General features: G+C 59.0%; 17 protein-coding genes, 1 pseudogene and 1 riboswitch. Of the genes and pseudogenes, 16 read left to right on the forward strand and 2 right to left on the reverse strand.

Features of this window, described 5'->3' with window-relative positions; translation table 11 throughout:
• Window positions 1-223: 223 nt before the first annotated feature.
• From ISF27_RS09095 to ribH, 12 genes are all read left to right on the forward strand, one after another.
• Window positions 224-796 (forward strand): xanthine phosphoribosyltransferase, encoded by a 573-nt coding sequence (locus tag ISF27_RS09095; RefSeq protein WP_194611185.1) that lies wholly within the window; start codon window positions 224-226, stop codon window positions 794-796.
• A 52-nt stretch (window positions 797-848) separates the two neighbouring features.
• Window positions 849-2,120 carry a BMP family ABC transporter substrate-binding protein gene (locus tag ISF27_RS09100; protein ID WP_194611186.1) on the forward strand — a complete coding sequence of 424 codons (1,272 nt, stop codon included), beginning with the start codon at window positions 849-851 and terminating at the stop codon, window positions 2,118-2,120.
• Between the two features lie 190 nt (window positions 2,121-2,310).
• Window positions 2,311-3,852 (forward strand): ABC transporter ATP-binding protein, encoded by a 1,542-nt coding sequence (locus ISF27_RS09105; protein WP_194611187.1) that lies wholly within the window; start codon window positions 2,311-2,313, stop codon window positions 3,850-3,852.
• A complete protein-coding gene (locus ISF27_RS09110; RefSeq protein WP_194611188.1) occupies window positions 3,839-4,948 on the forward strand; it encodes an ABC transporter permease in 1,110 nt (369 codons plus the stop codon). Before ISF27_RS09105 ends, ISF27_RS09110 begins: the two co-directional genes overlap by 14 nt.
• Window positions 4,941-5,933, forward strand: coding sequence for an ABC transporter permease (locus tag ISF27_RS09115; RefSeq protein ID WP_194611189.1), 993 nt, complete (start codon window positions 4,941-4,943; stop codon window positions 5,931-5,933). The genes ISF27_RS09110 and ISF27_RS09115 overlap by 8 nt, the downstream gene beginning before the upstream one ends.
• Before the next feature lie 234 nt (window positions 5,934-6,167).
• The gene (locus ISF27_RS09120) at window positions 6,168-7,055 is read left to right on the forward strand and encodes a transporter substrate-binding domain-containing protein (protein WP_194611190.1); all 888 of its coding nucleotides are present in this window, start codon (window positions 6,168-6,170) and stop codon (window positions 7,053-7,055) included.
• A 142-nt stretch (window positions 7,056-7,197) separates the two neighbouring features.
• A complete protein-coding gene (locus tag ISF27_RS09125) occupies window positions 7,198-7,851 on the forward strand; it encodes an amino acid ABC transporter permease (protein ID WP_194611191.1) in 654 nt (217 codons plus the stop codon).
• A 38-nt stretch (window positions 7,852-7,889) separates the two neighbouring features.
• On the forward strand, window positions 7,890-8,660 hold the full coding sequence (locus ISF27_RS09130; RefSeq protein ID WP_194611192.1) for an amino acid ABC transporter ATP-binding protein: 771 nt from the start codon (window positions 7,890-7,892) through the stop codon (window positions 8,658-8,660).
• 66 nt (window positions 8,661-8,726) lie between these two features.
• Window positions 8,727-8,841: riboswitch (FMN riboswitch) on the forward strand.
• A 110-nt stretch (window positions 8,842-8,951) separates the two neighbouring features.
• Window positions 8,952-10,217 (forward strand): bifunctional diaminohydroxyphosphoribosylaminopyrimidine deaminase/5-amino-6-(5-phosphoribosylamino)uracil reductase RibD, encoded by a 1,266-nt coding sequence (ribD, locus tag ISF27_RS09135; RefSeq protein ID WP_235986211.1) that lies wholly within the window; start codon window positions 8,952-8,954, stop codon window positions 10,215-10,217.
• Window positions 10,198-10,944: a riboflavin synthase gene (locus ISF27_RS09140; RefSeq protein WP_194611193.1), complete on the forward strand. Its 747-nt coding sequence runs from the start codon at window positions 10,198-10,200 to the stop codon at window positions 10,942-10,944. The genes ribD and ISF27_RS09140 overlap by 20 nt, the downstream gene beginning before the upstream one ends.
• 28 nt (window positions 10,945-10,972) lie before the next feature.
• Window positions 10,973-12,190: a bifunctional 3,4-dihydroxy-2-butanone-4-phosphate synthase/GTP cyclohydrolase II gene (locus ISF27_RS09145; RefSeq protein WP_194611194.1), complete on the forward strand. Its 1,218-nt coding sequence runs from the start codon at window positions 10,973-10,975 to the stop codon at window positions 12,188-12,190.
• Between the two features lie 29 nt (window positions 12,191-12,219).
• On the forward strand, window positions 12,220-12,684 hold the full coding sequence (ribH, locus tag ISF27_RS09150) for a 6,7-dimethyl-8-ribityllumazine synthase (RefSeq protein WP_456236839.1): 465 nt from the start codon (window positions 12,220-12,222) through the stop codon (window positions 12,682-12,684).
• A gap of 346 nt (window positions 12,685-13,030) precedes the next feature.
• On the opposite strand, the gene ISF27_RS09155 is transcribed toward ribH, so the two are convergent.
• A complete protein-coding gene (locus ISF27_RS09155; protein WP_194608004.1) occupies window positions 13,031-14,458 on the reverse strand; it encodes an IS5 family transposase in 1,428 nt (475 codons plus the stop codon).
• A 360-nt stretch (window positions 14,459-14,818) separates the two neighbouring features.
• Between ISF27_RS09155 and ISF27_RS09160 the strand changes: the two genes are divergently transcribed.
• A complete protein-coding gene (locus ISF27_RS09160) occupies window positions 14,819-15,169 on the forward strand; it encodes a glutaredoxin family protein (protein ID WP_207727424.1) in 351 nt (116 codons plus the stop codon).
• A 6-nt stretch (window positions 15,170-15,175) separates the two neighbouring features.
• Entirely contained in the window at window positions 15,176-15,577 is a 402-nt protein-coding gene (gene tnpA, locus ISF27_RS09165) for an IS200/IS605 family transposase (RefSeq protein ID WP_194611196.1), read from the forward strand.
• A 145-nt stretch (window positions 15,578-15,722) separates the two neighbouring features.
• Here the strand turns inward: tnpA and ISF27_RS09170 are convergent.
• Window positions 15,723-17,217: pseudogene (locus ISF27_RS09170) on the reverse strand (aldehyde dehydrogenase family protein).
• A 501-nt stretch (window positions 17,218-17,718) separates the two neighbouring features.
• On the opposite strand from ISF27_RS09170, the gene ISF27_RS09175 reads away from it, so the two are divergent.
• Both ISF27_RS09175 and ISF27_RS09180 read left to right on the forward strand, forming a co-directional pair.
• A complete protein-coding gene (locus tag ISF27_RS09175) occupies window positions 17,719-19,509 on the forward strand; it encodes a Na/Pi cotransporter family protein (RefSeq protein ID WP_194611197.1) in 1,791 nt (596 codons plus the stop codon).
• Between the two features lie 57 nt (window positions 19,510-19,566).
• A complete protein-coding gene (locus tag ISF27_RS09180) occupies window positions 19,567-20,715 on the forward strand; it encodes a DUF4317 domain-containing protein (protein WP_194611198.1) in 1,149 nt (382 codons plus the stop codon).
• Window positions 20,716-20,820: the final 105 nt, after the last annotated feature.

A 20,820-nucleotide genomic window follows, 5' to 3' on the forward strand; every position in this document is an offset into this window, starting at 1 on the left:
CCGCGTACCCGGCTTTGTTCCTGCTTGGCGCATACGCCGGGATATCCCGCAGGCGCCCGATGCGGAGGCGGAATATTACCCAACAATCCTTCCGCTGAAATCCGGGTTAATGATTGACAAGGTAAGGGCATAAGAGATAAAGTTAGGGTTATCAACATTCCCTTAAGGGCTATCGTTTCTGAATAAATACAACTTCATTTTGAATGCGCGGGAGAGGGCAGACATGCGTGAGATGGAAGAGAAGATCCTGACGGAGGGCAAGGTCCTTCCGGGGGGCATCCTGAAGGTCGGAAATTTTCTTAACCAGCAGATTGATTCCGTATTTCTCCGGGAGATCGGCGAGGAGATCGCGAAGCTTTACGCGGGCTCCCGCGTGACAAAGATCCTGACCATCGAATCCAGCGGCATCGCGATCGCCGCGGCTGCCGGCATGATCATGAAGGTTCCCGTGGTCTTCGCGAAAAAGCACCGGACCAGCAATGTGGACGGCGAGGTCTACGCGACCAGCGTCCACTCGTTCACGCACGGCAACGACTATCAGGCCGTGGTGAGCCGCGATTACCTCACCCGCGGTGACCGCGTACTTCTTGTCGATGACTTCCTTGCCAACGGCAATGCGCTCCGCGGGCTGATCGACCTGGTGCGCCAGGCGGACGCGGAGCTTGCCGGCGCCGCGGTGGCGATTGAGAAATGCTTCCAGCAGGGCGGCGACGAGCTGCGGGAGAAGGGCATCCGGGTGGAGAGTCTCGCGATGATCGAGTCGATGTCTGACGGCGTGATCAAGTTCCGCCGGTAAATCTGTGCTCAATGAGCAATCTTACCTATAGATCCACTTCAAGGAGGAAAAAATGAAAAAAGCGGTAAGTTTGATGCTGACAGTATCTATGTGCGCGGCAGCGCTCGCAGCCTGCGGCGGAAGCAGCAGTTCCGCCACAACCGCGGCGGCATCCGGTTCCACGGCTGCGGCAGCGGCGGAGAGCGGCGCGGCGTCGACGGAAGCTGCCGGCGCGAAGTCGGACTTCAAGGCAGGCTTTATTTTCCTGCATGACGAGAACTCTACCTATGACAAGAACTTCATGGAGGGCGCAAAGGCGGCCTGCGATAAGCTCGGCGTGGAGATGGTCCAGAAGACCAATATCCCGGAAGGCCAGGAATGCTATGATGCCGCCGCTAAGCTTGCGGATTCCGGCTGCGGCTTCGTTTTCGCCGATTCCTTCGGCCATGAGGACTATATCCTTCAGGCGGCGCAGGAGTTCCCGGATGTCCAGTTCAGCCACGCGAGCGGTACCCAGGCGCATACCGCCGGCGTGGACAATTTCCACAACGCGTTCGCCTCGATCTATGAGGGCCGTTATCTCGCCGGCATTGCCGCCGGCATGAAGCTGAACGAGATGATCAAGGACGGAAAGATCACCGCGGATCAGGCGAAGATCGGCTATGTCGGCGCCTTCACCTACGCGGAGGTGATCTCCGGTTATACGTCCTTCTTCCTGGGCGCACGCTCTGAGTGCCCGACAGCCACGATGGATGTGACCTTCACCGGTTCCTGGTATGATGAGACCGCTGAGAAGGAAGCCGCCAACAACCTGATCAACGAGGGCTGCGTCCTGATCAGCCAGCACGCAGATTCCATGGGCGCCCCGACCGCCTGCGAGGCAGCCGGCGTTCCGGATGTCTCCTACAACGGCAGCACGGTCGACGCCTGCCCGAACACCTTCATTGTTTCCTCCAGAATCAACTGGGAGCCGTACTTTGAGTATGCGATCACCGCGGCGATGAACGGCGACCCGATCGACACCGACTGGACCGGCGACCTCTCCACCGGCTCCGTGGCCCTGACCGATGTCAACCCGAAGGCTGCCGCCGAGGGTACGCAGGAGGAGATCGACAAGGTGAAGGGTGAGCTGGAAAATGGTTCCCTCCACGTATTTGATACCTCCAAGTTCACGGTTGACGGCAAGGAAGTTACCTCCTGCATGGCGGATGTCGACACGGATCCGAACTACGAGGGCGACACCGAGGCGGTTTCCGACGGCTACTTCCATGAGTCCGAGTACCGCTCTGCCCCGTACTTCGATCTGAAGATCGACGGCATTAACCTCCTGGACACCAAGTCCTGATCAGGCAGAGTTTATAAGGAAAAACAGGCCGGAAGGTTCCGGGGCAGTGATGCCCCGGGGTCTTCCGCGCCGTCATTTATGGGCGGATGCGTTCTGCCATGGGCCGGGGACAGTTCCCCGGCGCCATGGGAAAACATATCCGGAGAGAGATCCCCCGGGACAGAAGGGGCAGCACAGGAAGGAGCGGGAGATGGAGAGCAGGAAACCGGTTGTTTCCATGCGGAACATAACCAAGACATTCGGGCCGGTCAGGGCGAACGACGACGTGTCGCTGGATGTCTACGGCGGGGAGATTCTGGCGCTTCTCGGCGAGAACGGGAGCGGCAAGACAACCCTGATGAACATGCTGTCGGGCATTTACACGCCGGACAGTGGAACGATCCTCATCAACGGGGAGGTGGCGGAGATCCGTTCCCCGAGGGACGCATTTTCCTACGGGATCGGCATGGTCTACCAGCACTTTAAGCTGGTAGACGTACTGACGGCAGCGGAGAATATCGTCCTCGGCCATGAGGAGAAGGGACGCCTGAACCTGAAGGCGGCAGCGGAGAAGATCCGCACGATCTGCCAGGCCTACGGGTTTGATGTGGATCCGGACCAGAAGATCTACACGATGTCCGTCTCCCAGAAGCAGACCGTGGAGATCGTGAAGGTGCTGTACCGGGGGGCCAATATCCTGATCCTGGATGAGCCGACGGCCGTGCTGACGCCGCAGGAGACGGAGAAGCTGTTCCGCGTCCTACGGAATATGCGGGATGCCGGGAAGACGGTGATCATCATCACCCACAAGATGCGCGAGGTCGAGGAGCTGAGCGACCGGGTGGCTGTCCTCCGCGCCGGCCGCTATATCGGGGATATGGAGACAAAGAAGACGAACGCCCAGGAGATGACCAACATGATGGTCGGCCGGCAGGTGACGCTGAATATCGAGCGGCCGGCGCCGGTTAATCCGAAGCCGCGCCTTAAGGTGGACGGGCTGACCGTCCGCACCGGCGACGGTATCCTCCGGCTGGATGATGTCTGCTTCACGGCGAACTCCGGCGAGATTCTCGGTGTTGCCGGAATTTCCGGCAGCGGGCAGAAGGAGCTCCTGGAGGCGATCGCGGGCCTGCAGAAGACCGAGCGGGGCAAGGTCACCTACATCGAGGACAATGGGAAAATGGATGAGCTGATCGGCAGGGATCCGCTGGAGATCGCCTCAATGGGCGTCACACTCGCGTTTGTGCCGGAGGACCGGCTCGGCATGGGCCTTGTCGGGGACATGGACCTCACGGACAACATGATGCTCCGGTCGTACCGGAAGGGCCGGTCCATTTTCACCAACCGGACAGATCCGAGAACGCTGGCGGAGAAGGTGGTCAAGGATCTGGAGGTCAGCGCGGCGTCCATCTCCGAGCCGGTGCGCCGCCTGTCCGGCGGAAATGTGCAGAAAATCCTGGTCGGGCGGGAGATTTCCTCCGCGCCGACGGTGCTTTTGACCGCGTATGCCGTCCGGGGACTGGATATCAACTCGTCCTACACCATTTACCATCTGATCAACGAGCAGAAGAAGCGGGGCGTCGCCGTCGTCTATGTCGGCGAGGACCTGGATGTCATGCTGGAGCTCTGCGACCGCATCCTCGTGCTCTGCGGCGGGCGGGTCAGCGGCATCGTGGACGCGGACAAGACGACGAAAAATGAGATAGGACTCATGATGACCGAGCTCAGGGAGGACGAGGATGACTACGACTAAAAAGAAGCAATCCGGCATCTACATTACCCGCAGGGAGGAAGCGCCGTGGTACAGGAACTGGGCGGTCCGCCTGATTGCGATCGCCCTCGCCCTGGTGCTCTGCGGCCTTCTGACCACGCTCCTTGTCGGGGAGAATCCCATCCAGGTGTACGCTTCGATGATCACCGGCGCGTTCGGGACCGCGCGGAAGACCTGGATCACCCTGCAGGAGACGGCGATGCTGCTCTGCGTCGCCTTAGCGCTCGCGCCTGCGTTCCGGATGCGCTTCTGGAACCTGGGCGGCGAGGGGCAGATCCTTGCCGGCGGCCTGGTCTCAGCGCTCTGCATGATCCTTCTCGGGGGGAAAATGCCGAATGCCCTGCTGATCATCCTGACGGCGGTGGCCTCGATCCTTGCCGGCGCCGTCTGGGGCGTCATCCCCGCCGTCTGCAAGGCGAAGTGGAATACCAACGAGACGCTGTTTACCCTGATGATGAACTATGTGGCAACACAGCTTGTGGCGTTTTTCGTCATCATCTTTGAGTCGCCGCGCGGCTCCGGCAAGATCGGCATCATCAACCAGAAGACCCAGGCCGGCTGGCTGCCCCAGATCGGCTCGAACCGGTATCTGCTGAACATCCTGATTGTCGTCCTTGTGGCGGTGCTGATGCACATTTACCTGAACTACAGCAAGCACGGCTATGAGCTCACGGTCGTCGGCGAATCCCAGTCCACGGCGCGCTATGTCGGCATCAAGGTCGGGAAAACCATCATCCGGACCATGTTCCTCTCCGGCGCGCTCTGCGGCCTCGCGGGGCTGCTGCTCGTGGCAGGCACCAACCACACCATCACGACGACCATCGCGGGCGGCCGCGGCTTCACTGCCGTCCTCGTCGCCTGGCTTGCGAAGTTCAGCCCGGCGGGCATGATCCTCAGCAGCCTCCTCCTGGTCTTTATGGAGCAGGGTGCCGGCGAGATTTCCACCACGTTCGCGCTGAACCAGTCGTTCGGCGATATCCTGACGGGGATTATCCTGTTCTTCATCATCGGGAGTGAATTCTTCATCACTTACCGGGTACATTTCCGCGGAGGCAGAAAGGAGAAGGAAAATGATTGATTTCGTGAGTTTCATTCCCCGGGCGGTCGCCCAGAGTATCCCGCTCATGTATGGCAGCACGGGTGAAACCATCTCCGAGAAGGCTGGCAACCTGAACCTCGGAATCCCCGGTGTCATGTACGTGGGCGCCATCTGCGGGGTGATCGGTTCCTTCTTCTATGAGCAGTCCATGGCCGGGCAGCCGTTAAATGGCTTTCTCGCCATCGCGATCCCGCTCCTCTGCTGCCTTCTGGGGTCGTTCCTCATGGGGCTGCTCTACTGCTTCCTCACGGTGTCGCTCCGCGCGAACCAGAACGTGGTCGGCCTCTCCATGACGACCTTCGGCGTCGGCGTCGGCAACTTCTTCGGCGGTTCCCTGATGAAGCTCGCCGGGAGCGACGTCCCGTCCATCGCCCTCTCGGCGACAAGCCAGTGCTTCAGCCGCCGCCTGCCCTTTGCCGGCTCGACCGGGTGGTTCGGGAAAATCTTCCTGTCCTACGGTTTCCTCGCGTACCTGGCGGTGATCATTTCCCTGATTGCCTCCCATGTGATCGAGCGGACCAGGACCGGCCTCTATCTCCGCGCGGTCGGGGAAAATCCGGCAACCGCGGACGCGGCGGGCATAGGCATTGACAAGTATAAGTATTTTGCCACCTGCATCGGGTGCATGATCGCCGGCCTCGGCGGCCTCTACTATGTCATGGATTACGCGAGCGGCGTCTGGTCCAATGACGCCTTCGGCGACCGCGGCTGGCTGGCCATCGCGCTGGTGATCTTCACCGGCTGGAAGCCGAAGGTGGGAATCCTGGCCTCCATGCTGTTCGGCGGCCTCTACATCCTCTACCTCTTTATCCCGACGGGAACCAATCTGTCCATGAAGGAGATCTACAAGATGCTGCCTTACGTGGTCACGATCATCGTCCTCGTGATCACCAGCATGCGGAACCGGCGGGAGAGCCAGCCGCCGGAAAGCCTCGGGCTCCCGTATTTCCGCGAGGAGCGGTAAGCTGGCCACTGTTCAGCACATGCGGGGAGAGAGATAGCGCTTGACAGCCTTTCCGGCCCTATGGTATGATTGCCCTGTCGATTTTAGCATGGTAAAGTGAAAACGTGCTGAAATCGGCGGGGCTTTTGTTTTTTCGTATTGACCAGCGGAGACCGGGCAGATCCCGGCCGCGGCACCCGGGTTTCAGCAGGCCGGGTGCGGGAGAAAAGAGTACAGAGACAGGGAGAGAAAATTATGAGAAAAAGACTGATCAGCGGGATCCTTGCGGGAATTCTGGCCATGTCCATGGCAGCGTGCGGCGGCTCCGGCTCGTCCGCGAAGACGACGGCAGCAGGGGCGTCCTCCGCCGCGGAGACGACGGAGGCGGCTTCCAAGGAGGCAGCGTCCGGGGCGTCCTCGGAGGCGGCATCCGGCGATAGCGACGTTGCTTATATCAAGGGCAAGGGCACGATGATTGTCGGCATCACGGATTTTGAGCCGATGGATTACAAGGAACAGGGCTCGGACGAGTGGATCGGCTTTGACGCTGACCTTGCGAGAAAGGTAGCTGAGGATCTCGGCGTTGAGGCACAGTTTGTCGAGATCGACTGGGACAACAAGATCCTGGAGATGGAGAACAAGAGCGTGGACGTTGTCTGGAACGGGATGACCCTGACCGACGAGGTGACCAAGTCCCTGTCCTGCACGAAGCCGTACCTGAACAATGCCCAGGTGGTTGTGGTTCCGTCCGACGTGGCGGACAAGTATCAGGATAAGGACAGCCTGAAGGACCTGAACTTTGCGGTTGAGGTCGGCTCCGCCGGCAAGGAGGCTGCTGAGGAGAATGGCCTCAAGACGACCGAGGTTTCGTCCCAGGCGGACGCGCTGATGAATGTCCAGGCGAAGACCGCTGACGCGGCGATCATTGATCTCCTGATGGCGGGCGCGATGATCGGCGACGGCACCTCCTACCCGAACCTCACCCACACGGTTGAGCTGAGCACCGAGGAGTACGGAATCGGCTGCCGCAAGGGTTCTGACCTCACCGATTTCATCGACGAGGAGCTGGACAAGTTCCGCAAGGACGGCTCGCTCAAGGAGCTGGCGGAGAAGTACGGCGTCCAGGACGCGCTTGTTGACTGATCTGTCCATGCCGCGGAGAAGCTGCCCGGCCTGTCCCTGCGGGGGCGGCGGGTCCGCATCAGCGCCGCGGCGATAACATTTTCCGGGGATCGGCAGAGCCGTGAGCGCTCTGTCGATTTCCGCGTATCCCAGGAGAAAACTCATGTTTCTTAACGTTACGCTGGCCCTTTTTGGCGGATTCCTGATGACGATCAAGCTGTTCTGCCTGACCCTTCTTTTTGCCCTGCCCCTCGGGCTGCTGATCTGCTTCGGCTCGATGAGCAGAAACCGGGTCATTTCCGTCCCGGTGAACCTGATCATCTGGATTGTCCGCGGCACCCCGCTGCTTCTGCAGCTCCTGATCATCTACTTCGGCCCGGGCCTGATGTTCGGCGTCAACATCTGGGGCCCCGGCGATCCGGGGCGCTTCACGGCCGCGCTGGTTTCCTTCGTCTTCAACTACTCCTGCTATTTTTCCGTGATCTACCGGGGCGGTATTCAGAGCGTGCCGGTGGGGCAGACGGAGGCAGGCAAGGTTCTCGGTCTGACGAACGGCCAGATTTTCCGGAAAATCATCCTGCTCCAGGTCATCAAGAATATTGTCCCGCCGATCTCCAACGAGATCATCACGTTGGTCAAGGATACTTCCCTCGCCCGCGTGATCGCGGTCTATGAGGTCATCTGGGCCGGGCAGACTTTCATCAAGAGCGCCGGCATCATCTGGCCGCTGTTCTACACCGGCGTGTACTACCTGGTGTTCAGCGCGTTCCTGACCTGGCTGTTCCATGAGGCGGAGAAAAAACTGAGTTATTTCTGAGCGGTTGTGAAAAGATTTCGGAAGAGAGAGGATCAGGCATGGCGTTACTCAAGGTTCAGCATGTAAAAAAGAATTTCGGGCAGACGGAGGTCCTGAAGGATATCTCCTTCACCATGGAGAAGGGCGAGGCGCTCTCCATCATCGGATCCTCGGGGAGCGGCAAGACGACGCTCCTGCGCTGCCTGAACTTTCTGGAGACCCCGGATGAGGGGCAGATCATCGTGAATGGGGAGACCCTGTTCGACGGCTCCGCGCACACGCATTTTTCCGATGAGCAGATTCGGAAAAAGCGGCTGCACTTCGGCCTGGTGTTCCAGCAGTTCAATCTGTTCCCCCAGTACACGGCACTGGAAAATGTCACGCTCGCGCCGAAGCTGCTTTCGGCGGATAAAACGGGCGCGCAGTTCACCAATATCGAGGAGACGGCGCGCCGTCTCCTCGGCATGATGGGGCTGCTCAACCGGGCAAATAATTATCCCCACCAGCTCTCCGGCGGACAGCAGCAGCGCGTGGCCATCGCCCGCGCACTCGCGCTCCATCCGGACATCCTCTGCTTTGATGAGCCTACCTCGGCGCTCGATCCCGAGCTGACCGGCGAGGTTCTCCGGGTCATCCGGTCATTGGCGGAGCAGCACACGACGATGATCATCGTCACCCATGAGATGAAATTCGCCCATGATGTGGCGGACAAGGTGCTCTTCATGGACAATGGGGTGATCCTGGAACAGGGAACGCCGGAGGAGGTCTTCGACAAGCCGCAGCACGAGCGGACCAGGCAGTTTCTCGCCGGATATCGGGATGTCACTTGACGGACGGCATCTCCGGGAGTATGATCAATTTTGTAAGCAGCCGGAAGATTCCGGAAAAACAGAATACAGCGTCTTCAGGGCGGGGTGCGATTCCCCACCGGCGGTAAAGCCCGCGAGCCGAAAGGCATGATCCGGTGAGATTCCGGGGCCGACAGTACAGTCTGGATGAGAGAAGATGAGATAGATACCCGCGCGGAGGTTATGCCGCGCGCCGTTGGAATAGTCTGTGCAGAGCCCTGATCATGAGATCAGGGCTCTATTTTTGTGCGCCCGGCGCGGAAAGGGGGACAAATGGAAGATTCGATGATCGGGCGGCATCTTTCTTCGGATGCCGAGTATATGCGGCGGGCCATTGTGCTGGCGCGCCGCGGTGAGGGCTGGTGCCATCCGAACCCGATGGTCGGCGCTGTCCTCGTGAAGGACGGCGTCATTATCGGCGAGGGATATCATGAGCGGTACGGCGGCCTGCACGCGGAGAGGAACGCCCTCCGGAGCTGCGGCATTTCCCCGGAGGGGGCGGTGCTCTATGTGACGCTGGAGCCCTGCTGCCATCACGGGAAGCAGCCGCCGTGCACGGACGCCATCCTGGAGAGCGGGATCTCCAGGGTCTTCGTGGGATCCCGTGATCCCAATCCGCTGGTGTCCGGGAAGGGTGTCCGGATCCTCCGGGAACATGGTGTGGAGGTCACGGAGGATTTCCTTCGGGAGGAGTGCGACCGGCTGAATCCGGTCTTCTTCCACTTTATCACGACAGGGCTTCCCTATGTCCGCATGAAGTACGCGATGACCGCCGACGGCAAGATTGCCGCGAAGACCGGCGCCTCGCGCTGGATCACCGGGGAGATGGCCAGGCAGCGGGTGCAGGAGATGCGCCACGCCTCCATGGGGATCATGGCGGGCATCGGAACCGTCCTCGCCGACGACCCGATGCTGAACTGCCGCCTGCCGGGCCAAAAGAGCCCGGTCCGGATCCTCTGTGACACGAATCTGCGCCTCCCGCTCAAGAGCCGGATCGCGCAGACCGCGAAGGAATACCGCACGATCGACGTCTGCGGCGCGGATCCGGAGACAGATCCGGTGCTCGCGGACAGGGCGGCGGATCTCCGGGAAATGGGCGTCGAGGTTCTTCCCTGCCCGCTGCCGGGCAATCTCCGCCGGCGGAGCGCCGACCGGGATGTGGTGCTCGGGACATTTTCCGGCAATCCCGACGGGAAAAATACAGATGCCTGCCGTTCCATGGGCGTTGACCTCCCGGTTCTCCTGCGGCTTCTCGGCCGCCGCGGCATCGACAGCATCCTGCTGGAGGGCGGGGGCACGCTGAACGAGAGCGCGCTTACCTCCGGGATCGTGGATGAGATCGATGCTTTTGTGGCGCCGAAGATTTTCGGCGGGACGGCGAAAACCCCGGTCGAGGGCATCGGGGTCTCCGATCCGTCGGAGGCGCTTCTCCTGGAACTCCGGGAGGTCGAGCAGATCGGGGAGGACCTGCTTATCCGTTATCTGGTAAGAAAAGGTGGCGTCCGGAGGGAGGTGCGCGATGTTCACGGGAATCATTGAGGAGGTCGGGATCATCCGCTCCCTGGCGCTCAGGGGGAGTTCCGGGAAGATCACCGTCGGGGCGCGCCGGGTGCTCGAGGGAACCCGGATCGGCGACAGCATCGCCGTGAACGGCGTCTGCCTGACCGTGGTGGCCATGGGGGACGCGGAATTCACCGCGGACATCATGGCGGAGACATGCCGGCGCAGCAGCCTCGGCAGCCTCCGGGCGGGGAGCCGTGTAAACCTGGAGCGGGCGATGGCAGCGGACGGCCGTTTCGGCGGTCATCTCGTCTCCGGCCACATCGACGGGACCGGGGTTATCCGCTCCCTGCGGCGGGAGGAAAATGCGGTCTGGGTGGAGATCGCCGCCCCGCCCCGGATCCTCCGCCTGGTGGTGGAGAAGGGATCCGTCGCGATCGACGGCATCAGCCTCACGGTGGCGGATGTCGGAAGGGACAGCTTCCGGGTGTCTGTCATTCCCCACACCGGGCAGGAGACCACCCTGCTCTCCAAAAAGCCCGGGGATGCGGTCAACCTGGAAAATGATATGGTCGGGCGCTATGTCGAGCGCCTTCTCGGCTGGCCGCCGGGGGCGGAAAAGCCAGCCGGAACCGGAAGGGCATCCGGTGAAGAAAAGCCCGGCGGGACGGGGAGGACATCCTGGGAAGAAAAGCCCGGCATTGCGGGAAATTCCCCGCGGCAGGGGGGACTGACGATGGAGACCTTGCGGAACATGGGATTCTGATCCGCTGGATAAGGAAGGAGCGAACACGATGGCTGAACAGAAGCATGAATATGCGCCGATTGAGAAGGCACTGGAGGATCTCCGGGCAGGCAAAATTATCCTCTGCACAGATGACCCGGACAGGGAGAATGAGGGAGACATGATCTGCGCGGCGGAATTCGCCACACAGGAAAATATCAATTTTATGGCATCCCTTGGGAAGGGGCTGATCTGCACGCCGATGAGCGCGAAAGTCGCCGCCCGGCTCGGCCTTCCGCCGATGGTCAGCGAGAACACCGACAACCATGAGACCGCATTTACCGTCTCCGTGGACCATGTCGACACGACCACGGGAATCTCCGCGAAGGAGAGGGGATACACGATCCGGAAATGCGCGGATCCGGCGACAAAGCCGCAAGACCTGCGCCGGCCGGGGCACACCTTTCCGCTGGTCGCCCGCTACGGCGGGGTTCTCGTCCGCAGCGGCCACACGGAGGCCACCGTTGACCTGCTCCGCCTGGCGGGGCTCACGGAATGCGGGGTGTGCTGTGAGGTGATGGATGAGGACGGCACGATGATGCGGACGCCGAAGCTGTGGGAGATCGCGGACCGCTATGGCCTCACCTTCATCACGATCCGGGAGCTGCAGAATTACTGCCGCATCCATGAAAAACACGTCATCCGGGAGGCGGAGGCCCATCTTCCCACCCGCTACGGCGATTTCCAGATGTACGGATACATCAATGACATTACCGGCGAGCACCATGTGGCTCTCGTCAAGGGGGAGATCGGGGACGGGGAAAATGTCCTCTGCCGTGTCCATTCCGAATGTCTGACCGGCGACACCTTCGGCTCACTCCGCTGTGACTGCGGCCTCCAGCTCAGAACCTCCATGGAGATGATCGAGAAGGAGGGGCGGGGGATCGTCCTCTATATGCGGCAGGAGGGCCGCGGCATCGGACTGATCAACAAGATCAAGGCCTATGCCCTCCAGGAGCAGGGCTATGACACCGTGGAGGCGAATGTCAAGCTCGGTTTTGCTCCGGATCTCCGGGAGTACTGGGTCGGCGCGCAGATCCTCCGGGATCTCGGCGCGAAATCCCTGCGCCTTCTGACCAACAACCCGGACAAGATTTACCAGCTCAGCGGGTTCGGCCTTACGATCACAGACCGGGTGCCGATTGAGATCCCGCCGCAGAAATTCGATTACCGGTATCTCCGGACGAAGAAGACGAAGATGGGACACATCCTGAATGAGATCCGGTGAGCAGCAGAGAGGAGAAGAAGATGAAAGAAATTCATGTGCTGGAAGGAAAAGTGGTTGCCCCGGAGGGGGTGAAGATCGGGATCGTGGTATCCCGGTTCAACGAGATCATCACGAACAAGCTTCTCGGCGGTGCGGTGGACGGCCTGACCCGCCACGGCGTGGACGAGCGGAATATCACGGCGGCGTGGGTGCCCGGCGCGTTCGAGATTCCGACGGCGGCTCTCCGGATGGCGAAGTCCGGGGTCTATGACGCGGTCATCTGTCTCGGCTGCGTCATCCGCGGCGAGACGACCCACTACGATTACGTCTGCAATGAGGTCTCCAAGGGCATTGCCCAGGTCGGCCTGGCGACCGGGGTGCCCACGATGTTCGGGATCGTCACCACGGAGAACATCGAGCAGGCCATCGCCCGGGCAGGCAGCCATGTCGGCAATAAGGGCTATGACTGCGCCCTCAGTGCCATTGAGATGGTGAATTTGCTGCATCAAATGTGAAAAATCGTACAATTCCAGGGCAGCGGGCAGGTATTGACGGAAATTTATGGTTCGGCGGGAAGCTTCCGCCGGACCTTTTGTCGTTTCCGGGCTGGCGGAAAAATGATAAGATGGCAGAAATCTGTGAAAATACAGCGAATTGCGAGGGCGTATATGACAAAATAAATTTAAGTTTGACAATGTTGAGATGAAATTCGTTTATATCAAAAAATTCATACAAATTTTGGAAAGGTTGTGGTATGATATAAATAGTGTCTGCTCAACATTGGGTCCAATTTTAGCAAACTGCAAAGGTATCTGGACGGCTGCCAACCGTACAGTGCAGCCCGGAATTCTGGCGAATTGCTCACGTTGCATCGTCCATTTCGATGAACTGCGCTGTTTCCGGCCCGTATCCGCAGTCCGCAAAATAAAGCACAAAAAGATTCCCTGTAGGAATTGCGAAGAGGTTGGTGACATAGACTGATAATGCGATAGATGCCAGTGTTGTTTCAGCCAGTCTGGTCATAATGAGACCAGCGCCGTTACAACGCTTCTCCCTGCTGAAGAAGCGCTCTACCTCGATCCGGTCAGTGTTGTCTTTATACTCCTCCCGGTTAGCCTTATGATCGGCTGCGGGACGCCCCAGTCTCGGGCCGGAGATGCGGATGCCGTGCTCTTTACAGTAAGCACGGTTCGCCCTTGTCCTGTAGATCTGGTCAACAAGAACCCGTACCGGATAATGCCCGGTGCGTTCCTTATAACGTTCTACCGCATCCTGCAGGACAGAGCTCTCATTGTAAGGATCAAACTGGAGCTTCTCCAGGCGGGCGTGGCCCTTTTCGTCAATGCTGACATCATACTTGGCGCCAAACTCCACGGGAGACTTGGCTTTGCCGCGCACGATGGGACGGATATACGGCTGGCTGATGCTCACAATCCGGTCATCCACTCTGTGAGTGTTGTTATCAAACATGTACTTCTGCTGTTCGTACAGCTTCTGGACGGTCAGATAGCAGTCAATATACTTCTGTGGCAGGGCATAGCCTTCTGTCATGTATGCCTCCAGATACCGCAGATCGCGATTCAGGCAGCCAAGCTGCTTACGGATCAGGCTCCGGAGCTTCTTCGTCGGGCGTTTTTTGGCTTTCGCCATGGCAAGATATTCTTTTCTTGCGCGCCTCCGGTATGTTCTGGGCTTCGTCCATGGATGATACTGGTGATGGAAATAGTCAATCATCTCTTCGAGCTTCTCCCTGGCATCATTGAGAAGCACAAAGTCCTGAGGATACTTGATGTTGGACGGAGAACAGGTGGCATCCAGAATGAAAGTCCCCACGTTCTCCCCGTCGGCGGATTTTTCCGGTTTATCGCCGGCATGTTCCGGCGTGGCAGCGCCTGCAGCAAGGTATTCTTCATTCGCCATCATCAGAAAACGGGAATCCAGCCTGCGGCGAAAATACACGAGAACTGTCGGCTTGAACGGGCAGGTGTCCGAAAACCGGTCCATACCAATGAAGTACTGGTAATACGGGTTTTGGGCGACTTCCTTAACCAGCCTGCGGTCAGAAAGCCCCTCACGTTTCTGAATGATCAGAGCACCGAGAGCAACACGCAGAGGAAAGGCCTGCCGTCCTTCGTGTGAGGGAAAGAGAGAAGCGTACACTTTTTCCAGGCTTGTCCAGTCGATGGCATTTGCAAGCCGGACCCATTCATTGTTTTCATCCAGCGGTGTTCCACAGCTCTGGTTGAAATCAAAAATCGAAATCTGGTGCTCGGACGGTTTTTTGTACATGGCGGACTGCCTCGGATATATCAATAAGTGCAAAGAAATTAGGAGAAATTGCAAAAATCTTTGCACTTATTATACCGCAATCCGCCGTTATTGTCAGTAAATATTGCATTCTACGCTATTGAGCAGACACTAAATACTGATTCAATGTGGTTTTAAAGACTACTTGATTTCCCGGCTTTACATCTTTGATCCGCTTCGTTGGGTGACACCAGGGTTACCGGCGCGTGTTCGCTCAGGAAGTTCTGAAATCGAGACAGAACCTGTCGCAGCAGTATTTTCCCGGAAGGAACAAGAAATATGGATTTTGAGATCCGCGGGGCAGTTTATCGCCCGGCGGTGAGGGGGAAAGGAGATTTCCTTATGCAGAGGATTACAATGTTTTATCTGGAATCCTGCCCGTACTGTGCACAGGCGACACAGGCAATCCGAGAGCTCCGTTCAGAGGATCCGGAGTATGCCAGGGTAGAGCTGTGGTACGTGGAGGAGACCCGCCGCCCGGATGTGGCGGCGAAGTTTGATTACTATTATGTTCCGGCGATGTTCATCGATGGCGAGCGGATTTACGAGGCGAAGCCCGGGGAAAGCTATAAAACCTGCAAGGCGAATGTGAAAAGGGTGTTTGACCGTGCTCTGGGCCGCATTCCAGTGAGCGGGTTTGAGGCAAGGCGGAAGGCCGGAAACATTGGGGACGACGCCGTGGTGGGATTTTAGCCGCGCATGAAGACGGTTTACCGAACCACGGACACAACGGTCTCCATGCTCCGATACCATTTTGTCTTCTGTCCGCGCTACCGCCGCAGAATCTTTGACATCCCGGGCGTCGCGGAGTGCTTCCGCAAGGCGACCGGGGAGGCATGCCGGAAAAACCACATTGAAATTCTGGACATGAAATGCAATTCCGATCACGCACATCTGTATGTCAGCGCGCCGCCGCAGCTGAGCGTTCCCGAAATCATGCGGATCATCAAGGGCGCGACGACGCACCTGCTCCGGGACACCTTCCCCGAGCTCTCGCAGATGCCGTCCCTGTGGACGAGAAGCTATTTCGTCTCTACCGCGCCGGCACTCAGCGAGGCGACGATCCGGCGCTATACCGAGACCCAGCGGACGAGGTACTGAGCGCGGGTGGGAAGCGGACATCCGATGAAGACAAAACCAAGGCATAAGAAAACGACGGCAGGATAGAGAAGGCCCCTTCCGGGAGGAATTTCCCGGAGGGGGCCTTCGATTTCAGCAGAGCACTTACGCTTTGGGAATATGGCCGTCAGGTGGTCGGATAGAATCCCGACGGAGCATCGGTCAGGTCGATGAAAATATTCTTCTTCTGCGTGTAATTGTCCAGAATCATCTTGTGTGTCTCGCGGCCGATGCCGGACTTCTTGTAACCGCCGAACGGGGCCTTCTCCGGAAGCTGGTTGTAGGTGTTGACCCACATGCGGCCGGTCTCCACAGCCCTGGCTACACGGAACGCGCGGTTGATGTCCTGCGTCCAGACCGCGCCGCCGAGGCCGTACTCGGAATCATTGGCCATCGCGATGACCTCGTCCTCATCATGGAACTTGATGACAACGGCAACCGGGCCGAAGATCTCCTCCTGCGCGACGCGCATCCGGTTGTTGCAGTCCACAAGCAGGGTCGGCTTCATGAAGGCGCCCTTCGCGAGATCGCCCTCGGCCGCCCGCTCGCCGCCGCAGGCTACTTTTGCGCCCTCAGCCTTGCCAATCTCGATGTAGCCGAGAATCTTTTTCAGCTGCCCTTCGTTGATCTGGCTGCCCATCTGGGTCGCCGGATCCCACGGCATGCCGACTTTGACTTGATGAAACCGTTTTACTGCCTCCGCGATAAATTTATCGTAGATGGTATCCTGGACGAAGACTCTCGATCCGGCGCAGCATACCTGGCCCTGGTTGAACAGGATGCCGAGCTGCAGGCCATCCATCGCTTTCTCCCAGTTGCAGTCGTCGAAGAAGATATTCGCCGATTTTCCGCCGAGCTCGAGGGTCGCCGGGATCAGCTTCTTCGCGGCCGCCTCGGCTACGCTGTAGCCCACCTCGGTTGAGCCGGTGAAGGCAAGCTTGCGGATGTCCGGATGGTCAAGGAGATACTGGCCTGCCTTGCCGCCGCTGCCGGTGATCACCTGGAATACGCCGGCCGGGATGATCTCCTTCGTCATCCTCGCGAACTCAAGAACCGAGAGCGAGGTCGCGCTCGACGGCTTGAATACGGTGCAGTCGCCGGCAGCCAGCACCGGGGCCAGCTTCCAGGCCGCCATGCAGAACGGGAAGTTCCACGGGACAATCTGTCCGACGACGCCGATGGGCTCCCGGAGGATGATGGAGAGATATTTCTCGTCAATCACGGTCGCGGATCCCTCCTCCGCCTCAATGCAGCTGGCAAACAAAGTAGCGGAAATGGTCGATGGAGAGCGGAATATCGATATTCAGGGTCTCGCGGATCGGTTTGCCGTTGTCCATGGATTCCACCATGGCGAGATAGTCCTTGTTCTTCTCAAGAACATCCGCGACCTCCCGGAGAATCGCCGCCCGCTGTTTCGGCGTGGTCTTCTTCCAGGTCTTGAACGCCGCCCAGGCGCCCTTTACCGCCTCATCCACATCTTCCTTCGTCGCCGCCGCGCAGGTGGCCAGGTATTCGCCGTCCGCCGGGCAATAGCTCTTGAAGGTGCCGCCGTCAGACGCGTCGCGGAATTCTCCGTTGATGTACAGTCCATATTTTTCCTGAAGCTTTACGTGTTCACTCATCGCGTACCTCCTTGCTCTATTCCGTCGAAAAAAGGATCTGCCGTCCCCCGTGCGGCAGGTCATTCCTTCGGGGAAAATCGTTTATCCTGGGCACCTGCGGGGGAGAACGCGAAAAGCCGTCCGCGTGCGGCCGGTTTGCGGGTTCTCCCCCGCAGGGGCTGAACAGTGACGCATATTGTATTTTTATTAGAACATAGCACCCAGAAATTGTCAATAAAAGTTAATAAAATAGCATAAATGATAAAATAATAACGGATGATAAGCTGATATTACCGGATAATATATCGATATAATTTAACAAGCAAAATAATAAAAGGATAATTCTTAACAAGCACAATAACTCGGCGCGGATGATTAACAGCTGGGGAAAGATCAGCAGCGATCGGGGCTGCGCCGGGAAAATCTCCCCGCGGAAGCCGTTTTCATCCTTCCGGAAATATAGTACAATCAAAATATTGCGTTTTTGGCGGGGAAGTGCCCCACCGGCGTCAGGAGGAAAATATGGGTATAGAAAATATTCTGTCACTGATCGGCGGACTTGCTTTATTTCTCTATGGCATGCATGTCCTCGGCGACGGGCTGACCAGGCTTTCCGGAGGGCGGATGGAGTCGATCCTCTCCAGGCTTACGAGCAACAAGTACATGGGTATCCTGCTCGGCCTCGGGGTCACCGCGGTTATCCAGTCCTCGTCGGCGACAACGGTCATGGTGGTCGGCTTCGTCAATTCCGGCCTGATGAAGCTCCAGCAGGCGGTCGGCGTTATCATGGGCGCCAATATCGGAACGACCGTGACCAGCTGGATTCTCAGCCTGGCCGGGATCAGCGGCAGCAATGTGTTCCTCTCGCTCCTGAAACCGCAGTCCTTCTCCCCGGTGCTCGCGATGATCGGCGTGATCCTGATCATGACCGCGAAATCCGACAAAAAGCAGACAGTCGGCACGATCCTGATCGGCTTTGCCGTCCTCATGTTCGGCATGGAGGCGATGAGCGATTCGGTTGCCCCGCTGGAGGACGTACCGGCATTTACCCGGCTGTTTGTCGCATTTTCGAACCCGCTTCTCGGCATGCTGGTTGGTGTCGGGCTAACCGCAATTATCCAGAGCTCATCCGCGTCCGTTGGCATTCTCCAGGCGCTGTGCATGACCGGGGCGGTGCCCTACGCGGCGGCAATCCCGATCATCATGGGACAGAACATCGGTACCTGCGTCACGGCGCTCCTCTCCTCGATCGGGGCGAAGATCAACGCGAAGCGGGCAGCTTTTATCCACCTGTATTTCAATGTGATCGGCACGCTCCTCTTCATGGCAGTCTTTTATCTGATCAACCTGGTTCACCCGTTTTCTTTCCTGAATACGGCGGCGGGGCCGGCGGGGATCGCCATTGTCCACTCGACGTTCAATATCTGCGCGACGCTTGTCCTCCTGCCGTTCTCTGATCTTCTGGTGAAGCTGGCGACGCTCTCCGTGCGGGATCACGAAGCGGGGAAGAGCGCGGAAAAGGGGAGGCCGGAGGAGCTCGGGGATCTCGACCCGCGTTTCCTCGAGCAGCCCGCATTTGCCCTCAGGCAGAGCGCGTCCGCGACCGAGCGCATGGCCACCCTCGCGAGACAGACCTACAGCCAGGCATTTGCCGTTGTGCGCAGCTACAGTGAGGATGAGGTCAACCAGGTCTACACCCTGGAATCGCGGGTGGACAGCTACGAGGACGAGCTGACCGCCTACCTGACGAAGATTATGACGCATGACCTCCCCCGGCGGGATTCCCTCAAGGCCTCAGAGCTTCAGCACTGCATCGGCGATTTCGAGCGGATCACGGACCACGCACTGAATGTCGCCGTCGCCGCCCAGAAGATGCACCGGAAGGGGCAGGCCTTCTCGCAGGATGCCGAGGGGGATCTGGGGATCCTCGACGGCGCCATCCGGGAAATTCTCTCGCTCACGGCGGCCTCCTTCATCGCGGACGACACCGAACAGGCAAGCCGCGTGGAGCCGCTCGCGGAGGTGATCGACCTGCTGAGCGAAAAGATCAACGACCGGCATATGCAGCGCCTCGCGGAAGGCCGCTGCACGGTGGAGATGGGGTTTGTCCTGCAGGATATCACCAGCGATATGAAGCGGATCGCGGACCATTGCAGCAATATCGCGATCACCGTGATGCAGATGAAAAATGGCAGCATCGGCCAGCATGGGTACAAGGAATTTGCCGACAGGGAAGGAAGTGCTTACCACACGCTCTTCCTCGGATACCAGGCGCAGTTCGCGCTTCCGGAGAGTGCGCATAAGGATGCCTAAGGCGGCGCAAAACTTCGGATGCGGGGATAGAAAAAAGAAAGGGGATCATCATTTATTATGGATAGAAAAGCGGTCAATGAAATCCGCAAGCTGTTTAATAAGAACGACTGCCGCATCGACAAGCTGCGGGGCTGCTTTGTGGATGAGAATAAGCAGCGGGTGTTTGAGATGAAGGAGAACTTCCTTGCCCTGCCGGACGAGGAATTTGTCAAGTACAGCGATCTCTTCAAGAAAGCCATGTCGGGGCGCTTCGGGCGGACGCTCTTCAACCTGGAATTTCCCTCGGAGGAGGAACAGGAGGGCGGAAGGCAGGAATTTCTGTACCGGCTGAACCGGAGCGGCCTCATGGATGAAACGCTGCTGGACGAATTCTACCGGAAGCTGGTCGAGAAGCTGCAGATTCAGGGCAAATACCTCATTCTCGCCGCCCACGGCGTCTATGACGTTCCCGGGCGCACCTCAGACAACCTCGAGATGGAGGACGCTTCCGAGTATATTTATGAATTCACAGCCTGCGCCATCTGTCCCATCACGCTGACCAAGGAAGGCCTCTGCTGCGACGCGGCGGCCAAGACCTTTGTCGCGCGGCCGCAGGATCTCGGGGTGGACAGGCCGCTGCTCGGCTTCCTGTTCCCGGCGTTCAATGACCGGGCCGGGGATATCCATGCGGCCCTCTACTATTCCCGGAAGGCGGATGAGCGCCATGAGGAGCTGGTGCGGGATTTTCTCGGCACGGAGCTGCCGCCGGATGAGGAGGCGCAGAGAAGTGTGTTCCGCCGGGTGATCGAGGAGACGCTCGGGCGTGACTGCGGGTTTGCGCAGGTGAAGGAGATCAATGAGGCGGTCGGGGAAATGGTTGAGGCCGCGAAGGACAGCCCGGAGCCGGCCGTCCTGGACAAGGCGGACATGCGGAAGCTTCTCGAGGACAGCGGGGCGGATGCGGACACAATGAAGAAATTTGAGACAGTCTATGACGAGAATGTGGAGGACGGGACGGCGCTCCTCGCGGAAAATGTGACCGATACCTCCCGCCTTGAGGTGAAGACGAACGGCATGAAGCTCAGCGTGAAGGCGGAGATGGCGCCGATCGTGGAGACGCGGGTCATTGACGGCATCGAGTATTTCCTGATTCCGGTGTCGGACGATGTGGAGGTCAACGGGATCAGGATCCGAAGCAGGCGGCAGCCGGAGCCCGGGCAGGAATAATCAAGCAGAGCGGCGGTTCGCGGCACACGGGAAGCCCCGGGAGCCGGAAATGCCCCGGAGAGTAGAAAAAGGGCTGCTGTCATTCCCTTTTCGTGGGGAGTGGCA

The organism is Clostridium vitabionis (assembly GCF_015351765.1).
Classification (GTDB): domain Bacteria; phylum Bacillota; class Clostridia; order Lachnospirales; family Lachnospiraceae; genus Clostridium_R; species Clostridium_R vitabionis.